Origin of the sequence: Streptomyces sp. NPDC007162, assembly GCF_040634175.1 — a bacterium.
GTDB lineage: Bacteria > Actinomycetota > Actinomycetes > Streptomycetales > Streptomycetaceae > Streptomyces.
The window spans coordinates 1-7,821 of the sequence record NZ_JBEYFC010000426.1 but is presented as its reverse complement, the minus strand read 5'-3'; the positions used below and the strand labels follow the sequence as shown (position 1 = coordinate 7,821).

Genomic DNA, 7,821 nt, shown 5'->3' with positions numbered 1-7,821 from the left:
CGCCGTCGAGGCCAGGCTGGCCGAACTCGGCCTCTCGCTGCCGGCGGTCGTCCCGCCGCCGCCGCCGTGGTCGACGAAGTAGTCGGCCTGGGCCGCGCCGCCCGTGGTGTCCGGGGTCGCGAAGTGGTAAGCGCCGCGGACCATGCCGGCGTCGTAGGAGCCGTTGTACTGCTGGGCGAAGGACGGGTTCGTGTAGTACGTGCCTTCCGTCGCCTTGGTGTACGCCCAGCGGACCCCGCTGCCCAGCAGGGTCGGCCAGGCGACGTCGCCCTGGTAGCTGGCGACGTCGACACCCTCGGTCTGGGTGGCGAGGCCGGTCCTGGGCGTGCCGTTCTGGCCGTCGTGGGCCAGCACGCCCGTGCCCATGTAGGCCGAGCCGCGGGCGGGCACGGCCGGGTCGGCGTGGACGGGGGCGGGGGAGAGCGCCGCGCACAGCAGGGCGGCGAGCGTGGTGAGCAGGGCCGGTGCGGGTCTGAGCAGGGGCATGCCGTGCCTCCGTGGGGTGAGGTGGATCTCAGATATGCCAGAGCCGCCCGGTACCACCGGCGCGACACGAGGGACCGCGACCCGAGGTCACACGGGTCGACCACCGGCGTGCGCATGCGGCGGAAGAGGGGGACCGGAGGCTGCCGCTGGTCCATGCCTGCGAAATACTTGCCGAGCGGGGCGACGACAGGGTTTGACCCGGACTTTCAGTACTGCGAAACCGATCAGGGGTGCTGACGTGCACGAGGACGACAAGGGCGAGGGGCGCCGCCCTGCCACCGGGCCGGCGCCGACACCGCCGGCCGGCGCGGACCAGGAGTTCCTGGCTCTGGAGCGCGAGTTGACGGTGCTGCTGCGGCGCGCCCGGGCCAGTCAGGGCGAGATGGCCCGGGAGGTCCACCCCGACCTGGAGTCCGCCGCCTACGGGCTGCTGGTCCGGCTCGACGAGAGCGGCGGCCGGCGCGCCACCGAACTCGCCGCCTACATCGGCGTCGGCAAGGCCACCATGTCCCGCCAGCTGCGCGCCCTGGAGGAGCTCGGCCTGATCGCCCGCGAGCCCGACCCGGCCGACGGACGGGCCTGGCTGGTCGCCCTCACCGAGGAGGGCCGGCGCCGGGTCGGCAGGGTCCGCGAGGCCCGCCGCGGCCGCTACGTCCGCCAGCTCGCCCACTGGCCCCGCCCCGAGGTCGCCGAACTGGCCCGTCTGCTGCACGAGTTGAACGGCGTCATGGAGAAGTAGCCGGCGGTCCCCGCCGGGCGGGCCTCACAGCTCGACGTACACCACCGTCGCGTCGTCGTGCGTCTTGCTCCGCCCCAGGAACACCCGCTCGTCACGGTCGGCCGCCTCCAGCTCGCGCACCCGGTCCACCAGGGCCCGCGCACCCTCCTTGCGCACGAGGTCGAACAGGGCCGTCCAGTCGCCCTCGCGGAACTTCTCCGTCCAGCGGGTCGCCCCGTCCGTGAGCGCGACCAGGGCGGCGACCTCGGCGCGCGGCACGGTCCCGGTGACCGCGCGGGCGGCCACCGCCGGGTCGGCGGCGGCGGTGAAGAAGCCGCCCTCCTTGTTGCGGACCGTGGCGTCGGCGATCGCGGCCGAGGCGAGGCAGGCACGGGGGATCCGGTCCAGGCGGTCGTCCAGGACCGGGGTGAGCGTGCCGCTGGGGGAGCGCAGGAGCAGCGCGGAGTCGGACAGGACGAGGTACTCGACGGCGTCCTCGGACCACCGGGTCACGACGACCGTCGCCTGGGGTGTACGCGGGTGAGAAAGGTCACAGGTGGCCCCGTGTCCGGCGGCCGTGCGGCGGATAGCCTCGCCGAGGATCTCCCGCAGTGTCAGATCTCTTCGCGAAACGGTCAGTTCGGTCAGCGCGCCGCCCAGCCGCGCCGTGAACCAGGGGACCGAATGCAGACACCCGGTGCCGTCCCGCGGCGGAGTGACACCGTCCAGGACGATCACGCAACCCCCCTGTCCGGAGGCAGGAAGGCAGACCCCGGCGAAGTCCTCGTTGGGGCGGTCCGCGGCGCCGGGTTCCGACATCACCTCAGTACGCATTCAGCCAGTCTGCACGACCCCTTCACAGGCTTCACCAGAGGCTGGCAACAACCCGGGAAACGGCACGGTCTCGCAGGTCAGCCGCCTGTTTTGGGCTGGAATGGCGCACTCCGGGAAGGCGTGTCGGCGAATCCTGCCAAAGCCTGCCCTCCGCGTCCAACCGGCCAGCCGGAAAAGGCCCCTGCACAGTCCACCGGAACTTGCCCGCCAACTCCTCTCCGATGTTCACTCCTTCGGGTGGCGGGTCGGATGATGCGAGACCACCGCCCACCGGCGCTGGGAGGGTCGGGGACCGACATATCGGTGCACGTGAGCAAGTGCACGCACCACTTGGCACCGAATTGCCGGGATGATGACGGGGTGCCACCCGGCCCCTTGGGTACACGAGTTCAGGAATGCGAGCACCGGTGCAGAAGACGCGGCCTCGGCGCACAGGCAAGAAGACGGCCTCCGAAGCGGGCGCCGCCGTCCCCGTCGGCTCCGGCCGCCGCAAGCACGTCCGGACCCGGCTGATCGTGGCCGTGGCCGTGGTGGCCGCCGCCATCGCCGGAGCGGGCGCGCCCGCCCTGCTGACCGCCTCCGGGCAGCTGAGCGACTCCCAGGAACTGGTGACGCTCGCCGGCCGCACCCAGGACGCGCTGGCGCTCGCCAACTCCCTCGCCGACGAGCGCGACGAGGTCACCACCTACATCGCGGCGGGCCGCCCCAAGTCCAAGGCGCCCTCCGAGGACCGCAGCGCCCGCGTCGACCGCCAGGTCGAGGACCTGCGCGCGGACACCGACGCCCCCGGCTGGCTGCGCACCGACCTCGACGGCATCGCGGCCGTCCGGCGCGCCGCGCTCACCGGCAAGAGCACCGCCCTGCAGGCGCACGACGCGTACGCGCGGACCATCACCGAGCTGCACCGGCTCGCCGAGCAGCTGGCCGAGCAGACACCCGCCAGGGCCGGCTCCGGCGCCTACGCGTTCGCCGAGCTCGACTCCGCCGTCCAGCAGTCCGCCGCCGCCCGCGGCCTGCTCCTGGCCGCCCTCAGCATCCCGAGCAGCACCCAGACCACGATCAGCCCGCTCACCGGGCTGCCGGTCACCAGCACCACCACCTCCGAAGCCGACAAGAAGCAGCGCGACGCCCTCTCCGCCGCCGCCCAGCAGGCCAGGCTGCGCGCGGACGCGGCCCTCGCCGGCTTCCGCGACACCGCGCCCGAGGCGGCGGTCGAGTCCTACGACTCCACGGTCACCGGAAACGACGTCAACGCCGCCGACAAGTACCTGGCCGCCCTCACCGACCAGCCGACCCTCTCCGACGGCGACCTCGCCACCAGCTCCAAGAAGCTGGACGCGGCGCTGTCCGCGCGGGTCGAGCTGATGCGGGGCGTGGAGTCCGCCCTCTACGACCACCGCACCAAGGACCTCGCGAAGCTCCGCGACGACGACGTCACCGCGCTGGAGATCCGGGTCGCGGTGGTCGGCGCCCTGATGCTGGTGGCCGTCGGCATCGCCACGGCCATGGCACGCAGCCTCACCCGCCCGCTGTCCGTGCTGCGCCGCGGCTCGGCACGGCTCGCCGAGGCCGAGGACCCGCGCACCCAGGAACCGGTGCGGTTCACCGGCCGCAACGACGAGTTCGCCCAGGTCGTCCGCTCCGTCAACGCCCTGCACGCGCACAGCGTCGAGCTCTACGACCGCATCGCCACCCTGGAGACCGACCGCAAGCACCTGGTCGGCCAGCGCCAGAAGATGGCCGACGCCCGCGAGGAGCTGCGTGCCGAACTGACCGACTCCGCGACCCAGTTGGAGCGGCTGCGCACCAGCATCGGCGGCACCTTCGTCAACCTCGCGCTGCGCACCCTCGGCCTGGTCGAACGCCAGCTCGCCGTCATCGAGAACCTGGAGGAGCGCGAGCACGACCCGGACCGCCTCGCGACCCTCTTCAAGCTCGACCACTTCGCCACGGTGATGCGCCGGCACAGCGAGAACCTGCTGGTCCTCGCCGGCACCGAGCATGTCCAGCAGCACGCCGGGGCGATCCCGCTGGTCGACGTCGTCCGGGCGGCGGTCAGCGAGATCGAGCGCTACGAGCGGGTCCGCATCGCCGCGCTGCCGCCCCACGTGCACGTGGCCGGTTTCGCCGCCGACGACCTCTCCCACCTGCTCGCCGAGCTGATGGAGAACGCCACCGCGTCCTCCCCGCCCGACGTCCCCGTGGAGATCTCCGGCTGGCTCCTGGAGAGCGGCGAGGTGATGCTCTCCGTGCAGGACGAGGGGATCGGCATGGCGGCCGACCGCATGGTCCGCCTCAACAGCCGCCTCGCCGAGTTCGACCCGGAGTCGCCGTACGACCAGGAGGGCGAGGACGGTCTCGGCCTCGGCCTCTACGTGGTGGCCCGGCTGGCCCACCGGCACGGCGTCCGCGTGCAGCTGCGCGAGCAGAAGCAGGGCGGGGTGGCGGCGGTCGTCGTCCTGCCCCAGCCCCTGCTGGCGGCGCCCCCCGCGGCGGCGGTCCCGGCCCCCTCGGCCACCGCGACCGGTACCTTCTCGCTCCCCGGCGCGGACGCGGAGGCCAACTCCAACGTCCTGCACGGCCGCGCCGCGTCCGGCGACCCGCTGGTGACGCTGGCGGAGCACGCGGTGGCCGCCCGGGAGGCCGACGAGGACGCCGTGCACGAGCAGGCGGCCCCGCCGAAGCCGGCGGACCCGGAGCCGACGGCCCGCCCGAAGGCCCCGCCGGAGACGCTCGCCGAAACAACGATGGAACTCTTCCTCCCGGACCTCGAACCAACGGGAGCCCAGCCCCGGGCGGCCGAGCCGCAAGCGGTACCCGCGGGGGAGCAGCCCCCCACGACCGGGGACCGACCCGGAGCCCTGCCCGAGGCGCAGCGGCCGCGGGCCGCGGAGGCGTGGGAGCGGCCGTCGGCCGGTTCCGCCGACGGTGCGCCGCACCCGGCGGATGCGGGGGCCCGGACCCGACCGGTGCCCGCGGACGCGGGCGCAAGTGCCTTCGACGAAGCCGTGGAGCACTCGCGCGCACTCCCCGCACCGGGTGAAGGCGACGGCGACGGCATCGCCGACGCCGAGGACCCCGTCACCAGCAAGGGCCTGCCCAAGCGCACCCCCAAGATCACCGCGCCCGCTCCGCCGCCCCGCCAGCGCGGCACCGGCGTGGATGCCGAGGCCCTGCGCCGCAGGCTCGGCGGCTTCCGCCGCGGCGCCGACGCGGGTCGGCGTGACGTCGAGGCGGAGATCGCCGAACAGACCGGCCAGAACCAGGTACCGAGCAACGCACCGGCCGGACGCGCAACAGCCGTATCCGAAGAAGCCACGGGGGGCACAGTCGAGGAGGCAAGCAGTTGACCGCGCCCAGTACCTTCGGACTGAGCAGTGAGGCACGCAACCTGCACTGGCTGCTGAGCAACCTCGTCGAGGAGGTGCCAGGTATCCAGTCGGTCGCCGTGGTCTCCTCGGACGGCCTCCTCCTGCTCTCCTCGGACATGAGCCGCAACGAGGCGGCCCGCGAGGCGCAGAGCGAGAAGCGCACCGGCCCGCGCGGCTCCGCCGCCGACCTCGCCACCATCGTCTCCGGCATCGGCAGCCTCACCGTCGGCGCCGCGAAGCTGATGGACTTCGGCCCGGTCAAGCACACGATGGTCGCGATGGACGAGGGCAGCCTCTTCGTGATGTCGATCAGCGACGGCTCGCTGCTCGGCGTGCACGGCAGCGCGGAGTGCGACATGAGCGTGGTCGCCTATCACATGGCCCTGTTCGTCGGCCGCGCCGGTCACGTCCTGACCCCCGAACTCCGCAGCGAGCTACGGAAATCGCTGGAGAACGACGCGCCGAGGAGCGGCCGATGAGCAGCGCGCCGAACAACCGCAGGCAGAACCTCCCGGTCCGGGGCGGCGACCGCAAGCCCGCCCGCGTCCGCCCCTACTCGCTCACCGGCGGCCGTACCCGCTTCGGCCACGTCCTCCTCGTGGAGACGTTCGTGGCCGCGCTCGAGGCCCCGGAGGAGCGCAAGGAACTGACGAACGGCTCCCTCAACACCCGGGTGATGCCGGAGTTGCAGGCCATCGTCGAACTGTGCCGCCGTATGCGTACGGTGGCCGAGATCGCCGCGCTGCTGAAGATGCCGCTCGGCGTGGTCCGGGTCCTGCTCAGTGACCTCGCGGACCAGGGAAAGATCCGTGTGTACGGAACCGGAACCGGTCACGGCGTCGGCCGCCCGGACCGCGCTCTGCTGGAAAGGGTGCTGAGTGGACTACGCCGTCTCTGACGCCGCCGGCGTCAACCCGCTCCTCGACGGGGAGGAGCACGTGCGGTCGTGGCAGACGGACCGCAGCCGGGCCCCGATCGCGACGAAGATAGTCGTGGCGGGCGGTTTCGGCGTCGGCAAGACCACGCTGGTCACCGCCGTCTCGGAGATCACGCCCCTGCAGACCGAGGCGCTGATGACCGAGGCGAGCGAGGAGACCGACGACCTCACCGCCACGCCCGGCAAACTCACCACCACCGTGGCCATGGACTTCGGCCGCATCACGCTCGACGACGACCTGGTGCTGTACCTGTTCGGCACCCCGGGCCAGCAGCGGTTCTGGTTCATGTGGGACGACCTGGTGCGGGGCGCGATCGGTGCCGTGGTCCTCGCGGACACCCGGCGACTGAAGGACTGCTTCCCGGCCCTCGACTACTTCGAGAGCTGCGGGCTGCCGTACGTCGTCGCGGTCAACCACTTCGACGGCAGCGAACGCTTCGAACCCGAGGACGTGCGCGAGGCATTGACGATTCCGCCGCGCATACCTGTAATGATCATGGATGCCCGCCGTCGTGTCCCGGTGATCGAGACTCTGTTGTCCCTGGTCGCCCACGCGCTGGACGAAACCCCCGAGTAGGAGAACGGTCCCCGTATGCGGAAGATACTCGTCGTGGGGGCCGGCCAGTCCGGTCTCCAGCTCGCCCTCGGCCTCCAGGCGCACGGCTACGAGGTCACCCTGATGTCGAACCGGACCTCGGACGAGATCCGCTCCGGCCGGGTCATGTCGACGCAGTGCATGTTCCACACGGCACTGCAGCACGAACGCGATCTCCAGCTGAACTTCTGGGAGTCCCAGGCCCCGAAGATCGAAGGACTCGGCGTCTCGGTCGCGGCCCCGGGCTCCTGGGGCGAGGGCCCCGCGGCCCGCGCGATCGACTGGGTGGGCAGGCTCGACGGGTACGCGCAGTCCGTCGACCAGCGGGTGAAGATGGCCGGCTGGATGGAGACCTTCGCACAGCGCGGCGGCCAGCTGGTCATCCACGGCGCGGCGGTCGGCGACCTCGACTACTTCTCCCGCGCCTACGACCTGGTCCTGGTCTCGGCCGGCAAGGGCGAGCTGGTGTCCATGTTCGGCCGCGACGCCTCCCGCTCCCCGTACACGGAGCCGCAGCGGGCGCTCGCCGTCGCCTACGTCCACGGCCTCGGCCCGCGTCCCGAGCACCCGGACTTCCACGCGGTCCGCTGCAACCTGGTCCCCGGCGTCGGCGAACTCTTCGTCATGCCCACCCTGACCACCTCGGGACCCGCCGACATCCTCTTCTGGGAGGGCATACCCGGCGGCCCGCTGGACGTCTTCAACGGCGTCAAGGACCCCTCGGAGCACCTCTCCCTGACCCTGGGAGGCCCGCGGGCCCGGATGTTCGTACAGTGGAGGCAGGAATCTCGGCGGCCTGCACCTCGGCCGAGTTGAAGTCGATCTCGGCGGGGTCGGTGAGGGCGAACGCCCGGTTGCTCAGCGATCCCGGGTCCTGCAG

7 protein-coding genes and 2 pseudogenes are annotated in these 7,821 nt (G+C 72.5%); 6 read left to right on the top strand and 3 right to left on the bottom strand.

The annotated features are described in order from the left end of the window. Positions 1–486 (bottom strand): GH25 family lysozyme (locus tag ABZ646_RS34855; RefSeq protein ID WP_360528058.1); only part of this gene is annotated, 486 nt, incomplete at its 3' end. Between the two features lie 322 nt (positions 487–808). Here ABZ646_RS34855 and ABZ646_RS34850 point away from each other — a divergent pair. Continuing rightward, positions 809–1,225 carry a MarR family transcriptional regulator gene (locus tag ABZ646_RS34850; protein ID WP_360528061.1) on the top strand — a complete coding sequence of 139 codons (417 nt, stop codon included), beginning with the start codon at positions 809–811 and terminating at the stop codon, positions 1,223–1,225. A gap of 24 nt (positions 1,226–1,249) precedes the next feature. Here ABZ646_RS34850 and ABZ646_RS34845 read toward each other — a convergent pair whose 3' ends face one another. After that, positions 1,250–2,038 (bottom strand): hypothetical protein, encoded by a 789-nt coding sequence (locus tag ABZ646_RS34845; protein ID WP_360528055.1) that lies wholly within the window; start codon positions 2,036–2,038, stop codon positions 1,250–1,252. A gap of 407 nt (positions 2,039–2,445) precedes the next feature. On the opposite strand from ABZ646_RS34845, the gene ABZ646_RS34840 reads away from it, so the two are divergent. The 5 genes and pseudogenes from ABZ646_RS34840 to ABZ646_RS34820 all read left to right on the top strand — a co-directional run. Beyond that, on the top strand, positions 2,446–5,388 hold the full coding sequence (locus ABZ646_RS34840) for a nitrate- and nitrite sensing domain-containing protein (protein ID WP_360528052.1): 2,943 nt from the start codon (positions 2,446–2,448) through the stop codon (positions 5,386–5,388). After that, positions 5,385–5,888 (top strand): roadblock/LC7 domain-containing protein, encoded by a 504-nt coding sequence (locus ABZ646_RS34835; RefSeq protein ID WP_360528049.1) that lies wholly within the window; start codon positions 5,385–5,387, stop codon positions 5,886–5,888. The genes ABZ646_RS34840 and ABZ646_RS34835 overlap by 4 nt, the downstream gene beginning before the upstream one ends. Beyond that, on the top strand, positions 5,885–6,307 hold the full coding sequence (locus ABZ646_RS34830; RefSeq protein WP_360528046.1) for a DUF742 domain-containing protein: 423 nt from the start codon (positions 5,885–5,887) through the stop codon (positions 6,305–6,307). Before ABZ646_RS34835 ends, ABZ646_RS34830 begins: the two co-directional genes overlap by 4 nt. Continuing rightward, positions 6,288–6,923 (top strand): ATP/GTP-binding protein, encoded by a 636-nt coding sequence (locus tag ABZ646_RS34825; RefSeq protein WP_132888833.1) that lies wholly within the window; start codon positions 6,288–6,290, stop codon positions 6,921–6,923. Before ABZ646_RS34830 ends, ABZ646_RS34825 begins: the two co-directional genes overlap by 20 nt. Positions 6,924–6,938: 15 nt before the next feature. Further along, positions 6,939–7,685, top strand: a pseudogene (locus ABZ646_RS34820) (styrene monooxygenase/indole monooxygenase family protein); the annotation flags it as partial. Positions 7,686–7,716: 31 nt separating this feature from the next. Here ABZ646_RS34820 and ABZ646_RS34815 read toward each other — a convergent pair. Further along, positions 7,717–7,821 (bottom strand): annotated as a pseudogene (locus ABZ646_RS34815) (esterase); the annotation flags it as partial.

Coding starts and splice junctions, on each gene's coding strand:
- ABZ646_RS34830 (WP_360528046.1), top strand. CDS start 5,885: ATGAGCAGCGCGCCGAACAACCGCAGGCAGAACCTCCCGGTCCGGGGC.
- ABZ646_RS34845 (WP_360528055.1), bottom strand. CDS start 2,038: ATGCGTACTGAGGTGATGTCGGAACCCGGCGCCGCGGACCGCCCCAAC.